16 protein-coding genes are annotated in these 15,450 nt (G+C 38.3%); 14 read left to right on the top strand and 2 right to left on the bottom strand.

The window, feature by feature from the left end:
- The first annotated feature begins 39 nt into the window (after positions 1-39).
- Positions 40-1,629: an amidohydrolase gene (locus tag FA727_RS16960; RefSeq protein ID WP_136832754.1), complete on the top strand. Its 1,590-nt coding sequence runs from the start codon at positions 40-42 to the stop codon at positions 1,627-1,629.
- A 111-nt stretch (positions 1,630-1,740) separates the two neighbouring features.
- Complete coding sequence (gene rarD, locus FA727_RS16955; RefSeq protein WP_136832753.1) at positions 1,741-2,673, top strand: EamA family transporter RarD; 933 nt, start codon at positions 1,741-1,743, stop codon at positions 2,671-2,673.
- 319 nt (positions 2,674-2,992) lie between these two features.
- Here rarD and FA727_RS16950 read toward each other — a convergent pair whose 3' ends face one another.
- Positions 2,993-3,793: an NAD kinase gene (locus FA727_RS16950; RefSeq protein ID WP_136832752.1), complete on the bottom strand. Its 801-nt coding sequence runs from the start codon at positions 3,791-3,793 to the stop codon at positions 2,993-2,995.
- Between the two features lie 161 nt (positions 3,794-3,954).
- Here FA727_RS16950 and sppA point away from each other — a divergent pair, with 161 nt between their 5' ends.
- The 10 genes from sppA (at position 3,955) to FA727_RS16900 (ending at position 12,044) form a co-directional block, all read left to right on the top strand.
- Positions 3,955-4,965 (top strand): signal peptide peptidase SppA, encoded by a 1,011-nt coding sequence (gene sppA, locus FA727_RS16945; protein ID WP_136832751.1) that lies wholly within the window; start codon positions 3,955-3,957, stop codon positions 4,963-4,965.
- Positions 4,966-4,978: 13 nt separating this feature from the next.
- Positions 4,979-5,449 (top strand): RDD family protein, encoded by a 471-nt coding sequence (locus FA727_RS16940; RefSeq protein WP_136832750.1) that lies wholly within the window; start codon positions 4,979-4,981, stop codon positions 5,447-5,449.
- Between the two features lie 84 nt (positions 5,450-5,533).
- A complete protein-coding gene (locus tag FA727_RS16935) occupies positions 5,534-6,235 on the top strand; it encodes a DUF2953 domain-containing protein (protein ID WP_136832749.1) in 702 nt (233 codons plus the stop codon).
- A gap of 14 nt (positions 6,236-6,249) precedes the next feature.
- Entirely contained in the window at positions 6,250-6,747 is a 498-nt protein-coding gene (gene ytfJ / locus FA727_RS16930) for a GerW family sporulation protein (protein WP_136832748.1), read from the top strand.
- Positions 6,748-6,879: 132 nt separating this feature from the next.
- The gene (tpx, locus tag FA727_RS16925) at positions 6,880-7,380 is read left to right on the top strand and encodes a thiol peroxidase (protein ID WP_136832747.1); all 501 of its coding nucleotides are present in this window, start codon (positions 6,880-6,882) and stop codon (positions 7,378-7,380) included.
- A 146-nt stretch (positions 7,381-7,526) separates the two neighbouring features.
- Positions 7,527-8,510: a class I SAM-dependent methyltransferase gene (locus tag FA727_RS16920; RefSeq protein WP_136832746.1), complete on the top strand. Its 984-nt coding sequence runs from the start codon at positions 7,527-7,529 to the stop codon at positions 8,508-8,510.
- Positions 8,511-8,763: 253 nt separating this feature from the next.
- Complete coding sequence (locus FA727_RS16915) at positions 8,764-9,951, top strand: acetate kinase (RefSeq protein ID WP_136832745.1); 1,188 nt, start codon at positions 8,764-8,766, stop codon at positions 9,949-9,951.
- A 140-nt stretch (positions 9,952-10,091) separates the two neighbouring features.
- Positions 10,092-10,595: a hypothetical protein gene (locus FA727_RS16910; RefSeq protein WP_136832744.1), complete on the top strand. Its 504-nt coding sequence runs from the start codon at positions 10,092-10,094 to the stop codon at positions 10,593-10,595.
- Positions 10,596-10,698: 103 nt separating this feature from the next.
- A complete protein-coding gene (locus tag FA727_RS16905) occupies positions 10,699-11,529 on the top strand; it encodes an EcsC family protein (protein WP_136832743.1) in 831 nt (276 codons plus the stop codon).
- A gap of 2 nt (positions 11,530-11,531) precedes the next feature.
- A complete protein-coding gene (locus FA727_RS16900; protein WP_136832742.1) occupies positions 11,532-12,044 on the top strand; it encodes a MogA/MoaB family molybdenum cofactor biosynthesis protein in 513 nt (170 codons plus the stop codon).
- A 55-nt stretch (positions 12,045-12,099) separates the two neighbouring features.
- Here the strand turns inward: FA727_RS16900 and FA727_RS16895 are convergent, their stop codons facing one another.
- The gene (locus tag FA727_RS16895; protein ID WP_136832741.1) at positions 12,100-12,414 is read right to left on the bottom strand and encodes a hypothetical protein; all 315 of its coding nucleotides are present in this window, start codon (positions 12,412-12,414) and stop codon (positions 12,100-12,102) included.
- A gap of 245 nt (positions 12,415-12,659) precedes the next feature.
- Here FA727_RS16895 and FA727_RS16890 point away from each other — a divergent pair, with 245 nt between their 5' ends.
- On the top strand, positions 12,660-13,865 hold the full coding sequence (locus FA727_RS16890; RefSeq protein WP_126409593.1) for an argininosuccinate synthase: 1,206 nt from the start codon (positions 12,660-12,662) through the stop codon (positions 13,863-13,865).
- Positions 13,862-15,235: an argininosuccinate lyase gene (gene argH, locus FA727_RS16885; protein WP_136832740.1), complete on the top strand. Its 1,374-nt coding sequence runs from the start codon at positions 13,862-13,864 to the stop codon at positions 15,233-15,235. The genes FA727_RS16890 and argH overlap by 4 nt, the downstream gene beginning before the upstream one ends.
- The last annotated feature ends 215 nt before the right edge of the window (positions 15,236-15,450 follow it).

The raw sequence follows: 15,450 nt of genomic DNA, 5'->3' as shown, positions 1-15,450 counted from the left end.
CTGCATTATTATTTTTATGTAAAAAGGAGGAATGTGATCATGGCTACACTTTGGTATGGTTGTTCTATTTATACACTTCAAGAAGAAGGGCATCTCGTTGAAGCGGTAGTAACCGAAGGAGATAAAATCATCGGACTTGGTTCTATTGAAGAGCTAGAGAATTCTTTTAATATCACAATCAAACATAACTTAAATGGGAGTACGATGTTCCCAGGTTTTGTCGACAGCCATATTCATTTAATAGGTCACGGTGAAAAGTTGGTTCGGCTAGATTTGTCTTCCTATCACTCCAAGCAGGAAGTCTTACAAGCGGTTAGAGAGTACGCTATGAAGTTAGAAGACGGTGAATGGGTCATTGGTGAAGGTTGGAACGAAAATCAATGGGACGAGCCAGTACCAATTGTCCGAAGTGAGCTTGATGAAGTGGTTCCCGATCATCCTGTTTTGTTAAAAAGGGTCTGCCGTCATGCGATGGTAGTCAACTCAGTGGCATTAAAGGAAGCTTCCATTAATAAGCATTCAGAATGTCCTCCTGGAGGAGTGTTTGGTAAGGATCTGGATGGCGAACTGAATGGAATCTTCAAGGAAAATGCTCAAGATTTAATTTTGAATGCTGTACCCAATCCTTCAGAGGACTATTTAAAAAAAGCATTGCGGACTGCCATTGCAGATGCTCATCAAAAAGGATTAACAGGAGTACATACGGAGGACCTCGCCTATTATAACGGATTTGAGGATACCTATAAACTTTTTCAAGAGGTAATTGAGAAAGAAGGGAATAAGCTTCGGGCTCATCTGTTAGTTAATCATGAGGTCATGAACGATTTCGAGTCTGCAGGTAGTTCTTTTTTAAAGGGGAGCAAATGGATTGAGTTTGGTGCTATCAAGATTTTCACAGATGGATCATTGGGTGGAAGAACGGCGTTGTTGAGCCACCCTTATGCAGATGACCCGACAACCAATGGAGTCGCGATATTTCCACAAAACGAACTTAATGAACTTGTAGCAAGAGCGAGAGAGTTAGATATGCCAGTAGCCATCCATGCGATTGGTGATTTAGCATTTGAAATGGTGCTTCAGGCGATTGAAGAACATCCTTTGAAAGGAGCAGGCATAGACCGCTTGATTCATGCTCAGATTCTAAGACTAGATCTTATTGAGCGAGCAAAAAAGCTTCCTGTGATCTTGGATATCCAACCGAGCTTTGTTGCCTCTGACTTTCCTTGGGTTATCGAGCGAGTCGGTGAAGACCATATGGAATATTGTTACGCCTGGAAAACCTTAAAGGAGCATCTTCATTGTGCAGGTGGTTCAGACGCACCTGTGGAAGAAATAGCTCCATTACTTGGCATACAGGCTGCTGTTACGAGGACAAATCCTTTTGACATGGAAAGGGTAGCCTATCAACCAAATGAGTCCCTATCTGTTTATGAGGCAGTTTGCTTATATACGAAAGGGAGTGCAATGGCTGCTTGTCATGAGGAAGACCGAGGAATGATCCAAAAAGGATTTTTAGCAGATTTCACGATTCTTGCTGAAAATATTTTTAATATTGATCCGCATGATATTTCTCGCATACAAGTCGATAGGACGGTTATCGGTGGAGAAGTCGTATTTGAGAGGGCTTAGAATTATGCCAAAAAATAGTTTGCCTTTTTCGAGCAAAAGGAATGGAGATATCTGCCTAGACTCGTTATAATGGATATATTTCGAGAATAGAAAGAATCGAGGCAAATGATAATGAAAGATAATGAAATTAAGTCCGGAGCGATACAAGCGGGGATTTCCTATGTACTTTGGGGACTTCTACCGATTTATTGGAAGTTCCTTAGTGATGTCGGTGCCGATGAAATTTTAGCAAGCAGAATTGTGTGGGCATTTATTTTAATGGTCTTACTACTTCTTATAACAAAAAAATGGACCCCATTCATGACTACCTTAAAAGGGTTAAAGGATAATCAAAAGCGACTATGGGCATTGGTGATTGCCTCTTTATTAATAAGTGGCAACTGGTTCGTCTATATTTGGGCAGTCAATCATGACCAAATGATTCAGGCTAGCCTAGGCTATTATATTAATCCTCTAGTCAGTGTTTTATTAGGAGTCTTATTCTTAAAAGAAAAGCTTTCTCCTGCTCAATATGTATCGTTTTTCATGGCGATAATCGGGGTAGTTATCCTAAGCATTTCTTATGGACAAATCCCGTGGATTTCACTCGCTTTAGCTTTTTCATTTGGGTTCTATGGCTTAGCGAAAAAATTAATCAAGGTAGACTCTTCAATTGGTTTAACTTTGGAAACGATGGCTGTTACGCCAATTGCGCTTGCATATATCATTTTCTTATTTGTGCAAGGAAACCAAGCCTTTTTATCTGTATCGATTTCGACCGATTTATTGTTAATGGGTTCTGGTTTAGCAACAGCTCTACCACTTTTGTATTTTGCAAAAGGCGCACAAAAGATTCCGTTATCAATGCTTGGATTCATCCAGTATATTGCCCCGACACTTACTTTAATACTAGGAGTATTTCTTTATAATGAGACGTTCTCAAAGGCTCATCTTCTAGCATTTATGTTTATTTGGGGTGCTTTAACCGTCTATTCCTTATCTAAAACGAAACTATTTGTGCACTTTGGTCTAAAATCCAAAAAAGGCAATGGGCTTGGCCTATAACTAACAAAAATCGAGTGATTCGCTCACTCGATTTTTTTGTTTATAGACTCTGTTATTGTTCAATTTTTGCTCTTCGACAGGTGATGAAACCACTTTAACCGGACAAATTCCGTCTATCTTGAAGAATTAATAGATATCAGATGAAATAGGCGGAGATTTTCCGTTAAAATGATCTAAAAAACCTTAAAATCATGAAAAATGTCTAGCTTTACCAGACAAATTCCGCTTATTTATAGAGAAATAGGTAGAGTTCTTAAGTCAGGCGGAATTTTTTCTCCTATTTTTCAATGTAAACAACACTCACCTTGACTGAGCTTATTTATAAAAACGTTCTCTTTACTTTTTCCCAGAAGGAGTTGTCTTTCAATTTAACGGTTTTGATTTTTTTATCGGTTAATTTAACGCGGATGTTTTCTACATGCTGGATGCTGAGGGCTTCGTTATCCATTCCCATTGTTGGATAGTCGTTTCCATCTTGGACAACTCTAATGATAAGCTCCCGTTCCCCACTAAGAAGAAATGGAGAGCCAAGTGTCCGATATTGATTATTGTTGTACGAGGCTAGTTCACTCACTTGGATGGATGGAAGTAGTGGATCAACGATAGCCCCATGAGCAGACTTATTGTATGCTGTGCTGCCCGTAGGAGTCGAAACGATGATTCCATCACCTCTGAAGGTTTCAAAAGGAAGTCCATCGATATATATTTCCAATACAATCGCCTTGATGATGGAAGAACGTACACTAAATTCACTTAGACATTGAAAGGAGAATTCATTGTCAATCGTCACCTCAATGGTTGGGTAGCGTCTTACCTCAATTAATTCATTGGACACGGCCTCGATAATTTTCCCTTTGTCACCAATATAGAAATCGCAATAAATGTTAAGTTTTTCTTCTGTTGAAATTCCAGCATACAACACATCTTCACGGAAGCCTGTTTTTCTTACAGCTTGCAAGAAGGTACTATCGCTACCAATACTCACGATGATATTCGCTTTGGTAAAATCATTGACGATTGTAAAACCATAGTATTCTGCACGATCGTATAAGGGTCGAACATGTTCAAGGATTTCAGGATCATTCTTATGAAATAAGTAGACATTTTTTCGATTTGGCATTCTGTACCTCCCGTTGATTTTGAAAGGAATGTTAACGCTAACAAAAGTTCTTATATTTATAGTGTATAAATATTTGAAACATTTTTAAAGATAAGCCGTAAATAATTTGTGTCTATTTTAAGTCAGGAATTGCCATTTTAGAGAAAAAGGAGGACGACTACTTGACTGGAAAACGCTGGGCCGCTTTAGGAATAGCAGCTGTATTATTATTCTTCTCCATTGCGGTGAATACATTTTCAATATTTGCATTTAGTGATTTAGAAAAATCTTTTGATGAAATGTTTGGTGCTACAGATGAGTTGTTTATGGAAGAAGTGATTGAGGAAGGAGACGCGTTTAATCGGATTGCCGTTTTAGATATAAATGGGACTATCCAAGATACAGGGAATGTGACTTCGTTATTTGCGAGTGAGGGATATAATCATCGTACCTTCATGGAGAAACTTGAACAGGTGAAAGAAGACGAGACGGTTAAGGCTGTTGTCATCCGTGTGAATACACCTGGTGGTGGAGTCGTGGAAAGTGCGGAAATCCATGACAAAATTGTTGAAATTCAAACAGAAGCGAAGAAACCAGTGTATATTTCAATGGGATCGATGGCAGCTTCAGGAGGTTATTATGTTTCTGCACCGGCTCATAAAATTTTCGCTAGCCCTGAAACATTAACCGGTTCTCTTGGCGTTATTATGCAGGGTTATAATTTTGCTGGTCTTGCGGAGAAATATGGAGTGGAGTTCGTCACAATTAAAAGCGGACCATACAAAGACATTATGAGCTCGACAAGAGACATGACAGAGGAAGAGAGAAACATACTTCAATCAATGATTTCAAACTCTTATGAAGGCTTTGTAGACGTTATTGCTGAAGGCAGAGATATGACAGAGGAACAAGTTAAAAAAATTGCCGATGGAAGGATTTATGATGGAAGACAAGCAAAGGAACTTGGTTTAATAGATGATTTTGGTTATTTTGTAGATGTTGTGGATGCGGTAAAGAAAGAGCAAAAAATCTCTGATGCTCAAGTGGTTAGCTACACAGAAAACTTTGGCATTGGTTCGTTCTTAAGTATGGGTGCACAAAAATTCATGGGTGGGGATCAAGAAATTTCGAGTTTAATTAACATACTATCTCAAACCCATTCTCCGCGCCTTATGTATATGTATGCGGAATAAGGAGGGAGCATAAATGGAAGATACAACTCAATTTGAACAAGAGACTTCATTAGAGCTGAGTCAGCAAGATGAGCTAAAATATGCTGGGTTTTGGATGAGATTTTGGGCTTATCTCCTAGATTTAGTTGTGATCGGAAGTGTTAATCGTCTCTTGATTAACCCGACTTTTCGTGCCTTAGACATTGATTTAAATGCCTTCAGTATTTTTGCGCCAGTAACGATTGCAACAGCCATTACGTTTTATGCCTACTTTGTTCTGATGACGAAGTACTTTGGGCAAACATTAGGGAAAATGGTATTTGGCTTAAAAGTGGTGCCTTTAAAAGGAAACAAATTATCTTGGGGCACAATCTTATTTAGGGAATGGATTGGCCGCTTTATTTCAACGACCGTGTGGATTTCTTATGCAGTTGTGGCATTTTTACCGAAAAAACAAGGAATACATGATTTATTCTCGGATACATCCGTGGTCCATGAAAGATAAATATAAACTTAAACCTGTCTGGTTGACAGGTTTATTTTTTTTGTCCTTCGTCGATAATGATAGGCTGAAAGGTAGTGAATTTAGATGATGTGGGTTGCAATCGCAGTAGTCGCGATAATTTTACTAATCATAGTGGTCTTGATTATGAAAATAAGCGTAATCATTGATTATTACCATGGAAATGATGATGACCATTTGAAGATTACATTGAAGGCATTATTTGGACTCCTTAGATATAAAATCAATATCCCCGTCATCAAAATGGATAAGGACTCCCCTGCCATTGTTGTGAAGGAAAATGTAGAAATGAAAGTTGGTCCACAAGAAAATGAGCAAAAAAAGGGAAAAGAGAAATTCACTGTAGATGAATTGTTAGCTAGTTTGAAGGATATGAAGTTGCTTTTAAAGCATGTTGCTGGATTACATAGAATTATTCGTTCGTTTCTCAAAAAAGTCACAGTCTCTAAAGTTGAATGGAATACGATTGTTGGTGTAGGAGATGCAGCGTATACAGGGATGCTAACGGGTGCGATTTGGACAGTAAAAGGAAGTATCATTGGTCTGATGTGTTCATTGATGAAAGTACAAGAAACTCCTCAAATCATGATCACTCCAGATTTTAACAGATCCATAAGTCAAACTTCATTAAAATGTATGATTCATTTTCGGATCGGGCATGCTATTTTTGCAGGAATTAAACTATTCAAATACTGGAAGGGCGACATCCCGCAATTCAAGACGAAGCCTCTATCTAGTATATTTGGCAATAAGACTAAATCCGTTTAAAGGGAGGAACCAAAGTGTCTGATCATCCAATACAAGGCTTAATGACGACTGCAATGGAAAATCTAAAAGAAATGATTGATGTGAACACGATCATTGGCGATCCAGTGGAGACCCCGGATGGCAGTGTTATCTTAACAGTTTCGAAAGTAGGTTTCGGCTTTGCGGCTGGAGGAAGTGAATTTATTTTAGATGGTAGCTCCAATAGTGGCTCTAGCTCCAAAGATGGTAGCAATCAGTCCAAGCACCCATTTGGTGGTGGTAGTGGTGGCGGAGTTTCCATCACTCCAATTGCATTTCTTATCGTGAACTCCAAAGAAGTAAAAATGGTTCATTTAGATGAAAGCACTCATCTATATGAAAAAATTCTAGACTTAGCACCGCAAGCTGTTGATAAAATTCAACAAATGCTGTCTAGCAAAAATGATCAAAACGGTCAAAGTAATGGCCAACAGAAGCAAAATCAGTACCAGAACCCAGAATATGGCGGTGCCAAAGAGGAACTTGATATGTAGCTCATCGAAGGTTAGCTCTCTTATCTCGAGGGCTAACTTTTTTGTGGTAAAAAAAGATTTAATATTTGCAATATAAGCTTTGAATGGTTATGATTTACACTGTACATATGATGTTAAGGAGGATGAGCTGAGATGGCATCAGTAACTTTTAAAGGAAACCCAGTTACCCTAATTGGAACAGAAGTGAAGGTTGGCGACAAAGCACCTAACTTCACAGTTTTAGCAAATGATTTATCTCCAGTAACGCTTGAAGATACAAAAGGTCAAGTACGTCTAATTAGTGTCGTACCTTCTGTTGACACAGGAGTGTGTGACGCTCAAACTCGTCGTTTCAACGAAGAAGCAGCGAAACTTGATAACGTAAAGGTACTAACTGTAAGTGTTGACTTACCGTTTGCACAAAAACGTTGGTGTGCGGCAGCTGGCATTGAAAATGTACAGACTGTATCCGATCATCGCGATTTATCATTTGGTGAAGCATACGGAGTTGTCATGCAAGAATTAAGATTATTAGCTCGTTCCGTATTTGTTGTAGATTCTACTGATACAGTTACATATGTTGAATATGTAAGTGAAGGTACAGATCATCCAAATTACGAAGCAGCTATTGAAGCGGCAAAAGCAGCGAAATAATAAAGGACAAGACCTTGGGAATACTCCCGGGGTCTTGCTTCTTTTTTAGATTCAACCGCTCTCATATTCCTCTAATCGATTCTCTCCACTTGTACAAGGTGAATAATCCCGCTAGAATATAAAAATAGAATGAGGAGGAATGTGTAGTGAAAATATCTCCAGTTGAAGATTTATTTTCAGTGATCAATGATACAGCAACTATTTTACAAGAAGAATTATCCATTACGTTTCTAGAAGCTTTAGCGGAAACAGGAGAAAATATATTTCAAAATTCGATCCTTCAAGAGGACCTAAGTGAATTAACAGAGAAAAGGCTGAAAAAAAGCTATGAGTCCCTTCAACTTAATTCGCATACTGCTGAAGAAATTCGTAAATCCTTTCAATTAGCGATTTTAAAAGGGATGAAGGAAAGTGCGCAACCTAACCACCAAATGACTCCAGACGCAGTGGGATTACTGGTAGGTTACTTAGTGAATAAATTTGTAACGAAGTCTACATATCGCTTGTTTGATCCAGCTGTCGGTACAGGAAACCTATTAACGACAGTGATGAACCAACAACTAGATAAAGAAGTTGAAGGTATGGGAATTGATATCGATGATTTGTTGATTAAACTGGCGTATGTAAACGCGAATTTACAACAGCATCCAGTGGAGTTGTATAATCAAGATAGTCTTGAGCCATTGTTTATCGAGCTTGCAGATGCAGTCGTTAGTGACTTGCCAGTCGGATATTATCCGAATGACATTCGAGCTAATGATTTTCAACTTAAATCTGAAAAGGGCCACGCCTATGCACATCATTTATTTATTGAACAAAGTATAAATTATACAAAGCCTGGTGGCTATTTATTCTTTGTAATTCCGAATGGGCTTTTTGAAAGTGAAGAAGCACCGAAGCTTCATCAGTATTTGAAAGAAACAGCTCATATTCAAGGGATCTTACAGCTTCCATTATCGATGTTCCGCCAGCAAAATGCTGCCAAGAGCATCTTGATTCTGCAAAAACAGGGAGAGGGCGTAAAAGCTCCTAAGCAGGTGCTACTCGTAAATCTTCCTAGCCTTTCAAATGGTGTACAGGTAGAAAGTATTCTCGGTAAAATTGATGTTTGGATGACTGAAAATAAATAGTTCATAAAATATATTCCGCTACTTCTACGTAGCGGTTTTTTTATTCTCAAGATTGTGATATTCTGAACATGTCTTTAAAAATCAGAAAATAATTACTTTATTGTGAAAACGGTAACAAAATATCCTTTGTCTTGAATTGTCGAAATGACAGTGATTAAATGAGAAATTGAGAGATAGAAATAGCCTTACCTGAACAAAATAAGTAAGGATTATCAATACATATTTTGAAGTTAGTCTAAAGGAGCTAAAAATCATGGCAAAAGTAATTGCAATCAACGCAGGAAGTTCATCTTTGAAATTCCAATTATTTGAAATGCCTTCTGAAGATGTTATTACAAAAGGTCTGATCGAAAGAATTGGCTTAAAGGATTCAATTTTCACTATTTCTGTGAACGGGGAAAAGAAAACAGAAACAACTGATATTCCGAATCATAGCGTAGCAGTTAAAATGCTACTTGATAAATTAACTAATGAAGGAATTATTAAATCCTTAGATGAAATCGAGGGTATTGGTCATCGTGTAGTTCACGGTGGAGAAGAATTTGCAGATTCTGTTTTAATTACAGAAGACGTTTTACAAAAGATTGAAGCTCTATCTGAATTAGCACCACTTCATAACCCAGCCAATTTAACTGGTATTAAAGCATTCCAAGAAGTACTTCCAAACGTGCCAGCAGTAGCTGTGTTTGATACTGCGTTCCACCAAACTATGCCAGCGAACTCTTACTTGTATAGCTTGCCATATGAATATTATGAGAAATACGGAATTCGTAAGTATGGCTTCCACGGAACTTCTCATAAATATGTTTCCCAACGTGCGGCAGAAATGCTTGGTCGTCCATTAGAGCAGTTACGTTTACTTTCTTGTCACCTAGGAAATGGTGCAAGTATCGCAGCTATTCAAGGCGGAAAATCAATCGACACATCTATGGGCTTCACGCCACTTGCAGGTGTGACAATGGGAACTCGTTCTGGAAATATTGACCCAGCGCTAATTCCTTATATCATGGAAAAAACAAATAAAACTGCAGATGAAGTTTTAGATGTATTGAATAAAGAAAGCGGTATGCTTGCGATTTCTGGATTTTCAAGCGATCTAAGAGATATTACGCAAGAAGCTGAAAAAGGAAATGAGCGTGCTGAATTAGCATTACAAGTATTCGGTGACCGTATTCATAAATACATCGGTTCTTATGCAGCTCGTATGTACGGAGTTGATGCGATTATCTTCACTGCTGGTATCGGTGAAAATAGCTCAGCTATCCGTGAAAGAGTCCTAAGAGGATTAGAATTCATGGGTGTTTATTTTGACCCAGCATTAAACGAAGTGCATGGAGAAGAAGCGTTTATTAGCTTCCCGCATTCACCAGTAAAAGTATTAGTCATTCCAACGAACGAAGAAGTTATGATTGCTCGTGACGTTGTAAGATTGACTCATTAATTCTTTAATTATTAAAGTAATCTTTTTTCTGTTAACGATTAGCAGGAAAAAGATTACTTTTTTTATTTGCAAATTTGGTATCATTTGTTATAATTAGTGTAAAATTACACTTTATTAAAAAAGAGGAGAAAAACAAGAAAATGAAAGTATATAATGTGATTTTTCCAATTTGGATGTTGCTGTTTTTTCCACCAGTGATTTTCATTGCCTTAGCAGGAAATTTTGTAATTGATTCATTAGTCATCATTGCTTGCTTCTTTTTGTTTAAACTAACCAATCAAGGTCTTGGCCTTAAAACTTTCTATAAGAAGAGCATTCTAAAAGTGTGGCTGTTCGGATTTTTGGCTGATATTATCGGCGCAGGGTTTTTGTTCTTGGTTTTGATGGTTGGGAGTGGCCTAGGACTTCCTTATGAGATCGAAGCAGGAATCGCCTACGATCCCTTTAGTTCTCCAGTGGCTGTAGTTATCATCATCATTTCCATGCTAATCTCGTCTTTCTTTATCTTTCTTTTTAATTATAAATTTACTTTTAGACGGTTAATTGTAGAAAAAGCATTGAGAATAAAAGTTGCACTTACTATTGCGATTGTTACAACTCCATGGACATTCTTATTACCCACGAAGTGGTTCTATAATTTTTAAAGATTTGGGGATGTGTTATTCAAGCACATCCCTCTTTTCTTTCTCAGGACCTTCATGTGCTATACTAAACAGTAGAGTATAGTCCTGTGAGGAGGATTGTTATATGTTTACGGATAGAGAAAACAAGTTGTATTTAGAGATTAAAGATTGGGAGCAAAGTCTATATAGCTACGAGCCCAATGATTTAGTTTTAACATATGAAAAATATTTAGAACGTGCTTTTGCACTCTTGCCTGAACAGACCCAGAAGGAGTTCTTTTCCGTCCTTGATACATGGCTCTTTCATCTTCATGCTTTAATTCAAGGAAGCAGCTTGCAACACGATGCCAAAGAGCGAATTCTGGCTGCTGGCCGAGTATTTCATGAAGACATTAGCCAACTAGACGATTTAAGAATACTATCCATTGATCAACTTCAATACATAGCTAAGCAACAAATAGCGCGCCATCGTTTATATTCATTTGCACAAGGAGGGCTTTCAGGAACTGGTGGAGCACTCGTACTTGGTGCAGATATTCCTGCCATCATTGTCATCAATCTTCGTGTCGTCCAATTGATTGCCATGACTTATGGATATGAAGTGAATAATCCATTTGAAATGATGACTTCATTGAAGGTTTTTCATGCTGCTACCCTTCCGAATAGATTGCTTGGTCAGGGATGGAATCAGCTAATGGACGAATTGCATTCAACGGATGAATTTTATTTTTATGACGGTGAAGATAAGCTGACAGATACTACCTGGCTTGAACAACCGTTAAAACAAATTTTAAAAGGGTGGACGATTCTTTTATTCAAAAATAAAAAGATTCAAGGAATCCCTGTTTTGAGCATGGCACTAGGTGCAGGAATGAATTATCAATTAACGAGAAAAGTAACGGAATTTGCCCATAATTATTATCAAATGAGATATTTGCTTGAAAAGGAGCAATAAAAGTGAGTACGACAGAACATAAAAAAGAGGCACCCCAGCAGGTTGCTTGTAAAGTGATTACAGTGAGTGATACGAGAACGAAGGAAACGGATAAAAGTGGTCAGACGATGATTTCATTATTGGAGGCTGCCGGTCATGTGATTCGTGAATATGTCATTGTGAAGGATGAGATAGAGGCGATTCGGGAGGCTGTCGTAAAAGGCTGTGAGAATCCTGCAATTGATGTTGTCTTAACCAATGGTGGAACTGGTATAGCAAAAAGAGACGTTACGATCGAAACGGTTCAAAGCTTGTTTGAAAAAGAGATTTCTGGCTTCGGTGAACTCTTTCGCATGCTAAGCTATCAAGAAGATATCGGTTCAGCCGCGATTCTTTCCCGTGCCATTGCAGGTGTTGTGAACGATAAAGCGGTGTTCTCCACACCGGGTTCAACTGGGGCTGTGAAGCTTGCAATGAATCGTTTAATCATCCCTGAAATCGGCCATGTTGTGAGAGAATTGAAAAAAGATTTATAAGATAAATACTACTGTTAAGGACAGAGAGCTTAATCTCTGTCCTTTTTATATTCCACTATTGATGGATCTTCCCAGAAATATCTTGATTAGTCCGATACCAAAGCCATAAATCATTAATAATTGATGCCAACTCGGCGATTTCACTATTTAGTTTGCAAGAGCGTACAAAATCAGCTTCATTTGAAAGCTCATCTTGCTTTTTGTTAATTGTTCCCTCTAACTCAGCAATTCGGTCAGGAATTTTCCCACGAATGATTTCCCATCGTAATAAAATCGATTGTTTTGTTTCCTCAGAGTACTCGTCCCAATCTAGGTGAAAGCTTGGGATGGCTATACCTAATCTCTTATCTTCGATAAAATGCTCACTCATAAAAAGGCCCCCAAAGGTAAGTCCCGATTAAACCGGTTGTATTTGCTTTTATTCTACTACACTTAGAAAATGCCTTCATCAATTAATTTTTATACAAAATAACGAATAAGTATTGAAAAATGAAAAGAATCTTGGTAAATTGGTAATCAAGGAAAAGAATAAAAATATATCATGATGAATATTTATTCATATTGAGAGGAATCTATAAAGCTACAAGTTTAGTACTTAAGGGAGGACATTTTAAAATGGCAAATCAAAAAATCGTGTTAGCATACTCTGGAGGTTTAGACACCTCTGTTGCAATTAAATGGTTACAGGAACAAGGATACGCAGTAGTCGCATGCTGTCTTGATGTGGGAGAAGGAAAGGACTTAGACTTCATTAAAGAAAAAGCATTACAAGTTGGAGCAGTTAGCTCATACGTGCTTGATGTAAAAGAAGAATTTGCTAATGATTATGCATTGGTTGCACTTCAAGCTCATGCACTTTACGAAGGGAAATATCCTTTAGTTTCAGCTTTATCTCGTCCGCTTATTGCGAAAAAGCTTGTAGAAGTGGCAGAGAAAGAAGGAGCAGTCGCAGTTGCTCACGGTTGTACAGGTAAAGGAAATGACCAAGTAAGATTTGAAGTTTCAATTAATGCATTAAATCCTGACTTAAAGGTGCTTGCTCCTGTACGTGAGTGGAGCTGGTCACGTGAAGAAGAAATCGAATATGCAAAAAATAACGGAATTCCAATTCCAATTAATTTAGATAGTCCATACTCAATTGACCAAAATTTATGGGGACGTAGCAATGAGTGTGGTGTGCTAGAAGATCCTTGGGCAGCTCCGCCAGAAGATGCTTATGACTTAACGACTAGCTTAGAATATACACCAGACACACCAGAGTTTGTGGAAATTGAATTTGAGCAAGGCGTTCCAGTTAAAATCAACGGAAAGTCTTACCCTCTTTCTGAATTAATTTTAGAAATGAATATTATTGCAGGGAAACATGGAGTAGGCCGTATCGACCACGTAGAAAATCGTTTAGTAGGGATTAAATCTCGAGAAGTCTATGAATGTCCTGGTGCAATGACTCTAATTAAAGCTCATAAAGAACTTGAGGATTTAACACTTGTGAAAGAAGTGGCTCATTTCAAACCTGTTATCGAAAAGAAAATTACAGAGGTTATTTATGAAGCTCTATGGTTTTCACCATTAACTTCTGCACTGCTTGCGTTCTTAAAGGATACGCAAAAATATGTAACTGGTACAGTGAGAGTGAAGTTCTTCAAGGGTCATGCGATTGTTGAAGGAAGAAAATCACCTTATTCTTTATATGATGAAAAATTAGCTACGTATACAAAAGAGGATGAGTTTGATCATAGTGCTGCTGTTGGCTTCATTCAATTATATGGATTACCAACAAAGGTTCAAAGTATGGTGCAAAACAAGAAGGTGACAGTGTGAAAAAACTTTGGGGAGGAAGATTCACCAAAACAGCAGAAGAATGGGTAGATGAATTCGGTGCTTCCATTTCCTTTGACCAAGAACTTGTACTAGAAGATTTAGAAGGTAGTATTGCCCATGTACAGATGCTTGGAAAATGTGGAATTATCTCGGAGGAAGATGCTGAATCCATTAAGAAGGGCTTGCAGGTTCTTCAAGAAAAGGCACATAATAATGAGCTCGAGTATTCTGTGAAGCTAGAGGACATTCATCTTAATTTAGAAAGCAAGTTAACAGACATGATTGGACCTGTGGGAGGGAAACTTCACACTGGTCGAAGTCGAAATGACCAGGTTGCAACAGATATGCATTTATATTTACGCAAACAAACGGTGCAGGTCATTCAGCTTATAAATGAGATGCAAAATGCGTTACTTACACAAGCGAAAGCTCATGTTGAGACGATAATGCCTGGATATACCCATTTACAAAGAGCACAACCGATTTCCTTCGCTCATCATCTTATGGCTTATTTTTGGATGCTGGAGCGGGATAAGGAAAGATTTCAAGAATCACAAAAGCGTATCAATGTATCACCTCTAGGTGCTGGGGCGTTGGCTGGTACAACATTCCCGATTGACCGTGAATTAACAGCAGAGCTTCTTGGTTTTCAAGGGATCTACGAGAATAGTCTGGATGCTGTCAGTGATCGGGATTTTATCTTGGAATTTTTATCTGCGAGCTCTATATTGATGATGCATTTGTCGCGCTTAGGTGAAGAAATCATTCTTTGGTCATCACAAGAATTCCGTTTTATTGAACTAGATGATGCATTTTCAACTGGTTCAAGTATTATGCCGCAAAAAAAGAATCCTGACATGGCTGAGTTAATCCGTGGAAAAACTGGCCGAGTGTACGGAAATTTGATGGGACTCCTTACCGTCTTAAAGGGGCTTCCTCTTGCTTACAATAAGGACATGCAGGAGGATAAGGAAGGTATGTTTGATACAGTGAAAACTGTAACAGGCTCTCTGAAAATTTTTGCTGGGATGATCGAGTCGATGAGAGTGAATACGGGCCAAATGGAAACTGCAACGAAAAATGATTTCTCAAATGCAACGGAGCTTGCAGACTATTTATCCGGGAAAGGGATTCCTTTCCGTGAAAGTCATGAGATTGTTGGCCAGCTAGTATTGACTTGCGTGAAGAAGCAATGCTATCTTGCAGACTTATCCATTGAGGAATTTAAAGAGGCACATCCTCTTTTCGAAAAGGATATTTACGAAGTATTAAATCCGGTGACTGCCGTTCAAAGAAGAAATAGTGCAGGTGGAACAGGATTTGAGCAAATTAAATTGGCTCTACAAAAAGCAGAAGCAAAAATGAACTAGAGAAAAAGCACACTGCAATGAAAAACGCAGTGTGCTTATTTATATTAAAATGACGGGATCTTGACTTCGAGAATTGTCTAGCTCCAGCGCCTATCGCCTAGCAAACTTCAGGGCCCCTCCCTACGATAAGTCAATCACGATTCGCTAAAGCTCATCGGATTTCCTTTATCTCAGTCGCGGCTCTTCCAGTTTGTACGGCGATGACCAAGGCGATT

The sequence above is a fragment of the Robertmurraya kyonggiensis genome, assembly GCF_005116465.1.
Classification (GTDB): Bacteria; Bacillota; Bacilli; order Bacillales; family Cytobacillaceae; genus Robertmurraya; species Robertmurraya kyonggiensis.
The sequence above is the reverse complement of the archived record's forward strand: the minus strand, read 5'-3'. Positions and strand labels throughout refer to the sequence as shown.

Bases quoted from the DNA above. Each gene is read 5' to 3' on its own strand.
- FA727_RS16915 (WP_136832745.1), top strand. From the start codon at position 8,764: ATGGCAAAAGTAATTGCAATCAACGCAGGAAGTTCATCTTTGAAATTC.
- tpx (WP_136832747.1), top strand. From the start codon at position 6,880: ATGGCATCAGTAACTTTTAAAGGAAACCCAGTTACCCTAATTGGAACA.
- rarD (WP_136832753.1), top strand. From the start codon at position 1,741: ATGAAAGATAATGAAATTAAGTCCGGAGCGATACAAGCGGGGATTTCC.
- FA727_RS16940 (WP_136832750.1), top strand. From the start codon at position 4,979: ATGGAAGATACAACTCAATTTGAACAAGAGACTTCATTAGAGCTGAGT.
- FA727_RS16950 (WP_136832752.1), bottom strand. From the start codon at position 3,793: ATGCCAAATCGAAAAAATGTCTACTTATTTCATAAGAATGATCCTGAA.
- FA727_RS16905 (WP_136832743.1), top strand. From the start codon at position 10,699: ATGTTTACGGATAGAGAAAACAAGTTGTATTTAGAGATTAAAGATTGG.
- FA727_RS16910 (WP_136832744.1), top strand. From the start codon at position 10,092: ATGAAAGTATATAATGTGATTTTTCCAATTTGGATGTTGCTGTTTTTT.
- FA727_RS16960 (WP_136832754.1), top strand. From the start codon at position 40: ATGGCTACACTTTGGTATGGTTGTTCTATTTATACACTTCAAGAAGAA.
- FA727_RS16890 (WP_126409593.1), top strand. From the start codon at position 12,660: ATGGCAAATCAAAAAATCGTGTTAGCATACTCTGGAGGTTTAGACACC.
- FA727_RS16895 (WP_136832741.1), bottom strand. From the start codon at position 12,414: ATGAGTGAGCATTTTATCGAAGATAAGAGATTAGGTATAGCCATCCCA.
- FA727_RS16935 (WP_136832749.1), top strand. From the start codon at position 5,534: ATGATGTGGGTTGCAATCGCAGTAGTCGCGATAATTTTACTAATCATA.